Here is a 974-nt window from a genome sequence, read left to right as displayed (position 1 = left end):
GTGCTGGACAGATTCATGCTCCAGCTCGACAGCGCGCGCGAGGTCAGGGCCGTGTCGGCGACGATGGCCGTCGTGCGCTCGTAGCGGCGCACGAAGCGGCCCTCGGCACCCGAGGTCTTCAGGTCTTCCAGGCCCTCGAGGGACTCGACCAGGGTGCCGTGCAGGTCGGCAGTCTCCTGCATATTGGTGCTCATGGCCTTGCGCAGCGCCCCCTGGATGGCCCAGGACAGGCCCATGATGAGCGGCACGGCCAGCACCAGCACCCAGCCCAGCGGCCCGCCGATGACGAAGGTCATGCCGATGAAGATGACCAGGAAGGGCAGGTCCGACAGGGCCGACAGCGTGGCGCCGGTGAAGAACTCCCGCACCATTTCCACCTGGGCCAGATGGGCGGCATAGGCGCCGGCGGAAGCCGGCTTGTGCTCCATGCGCACCCCGAGGGTCTGGCGGTAGAGCTTGGCGCCGATGACGAGGTCGGCCTTGCGGCCGGCCAGGTCGATGAGGTGGGAGCGCAGCTGGCGCGCGAACAGGTCGAAGACCAGGGCCACCGAGGCGCCCACGGCCAGAGTCCACAGCGTGACCATGGCTTGATGGGGAATGACCTTGTCATAGATGACCGAGGTCACCAGGCCCGACACCAGCATCAGCACGTTGGACAGCAGGGCCGCCAGCATGGAAGCGCGGTAATAGGGCGTGAAGCGCTTCAGCGTGCCCCACAGCCAATGCGATTCCAGGCCCTTGTCGGCCAGCTTCAGCAGCGGCGCCTCCGAGCGCGGGGCCGAGGCGGTCTCCTGCGGCGACACGGCCAGCATGAAGCCGCTGTACTCGGGCTCCAGTTCGGCGGTCGTGGCCGGCACGGCGGCGGCTTCGGGGCCGGGGAACACCACTTCGTAGCGGCAAGCACCGGCGGCCACCGCGGCCGGATCGTCCAGGCGGCGCACCAGCACGCAGGCGTCGCCGCCGTTGAGCAGCAG

1 protein-coding gene is annotated in these 974 nt (G+C 69.1%); it reads right to left on the bottom strand.

The annotated features are described in order from the left end of the window. Nucleotides 1-974: ABC transporter transmembrane domain-containing protein (locus AC1DU6_RS32865; RefSeq protein WP_477862475.1), on the bottom strand; the 974-nt coding region annotated here is incomplete at both ends.

The sequence above is a fragment of the Roseateles sp. P5_B10 genome (assembly GCF_056400485.1).
The sequence above is the reverse complement of the archived record's forward strand: the minus strand, read 5'-3'. Positions and strand labels throughout refer to the sequence as shown.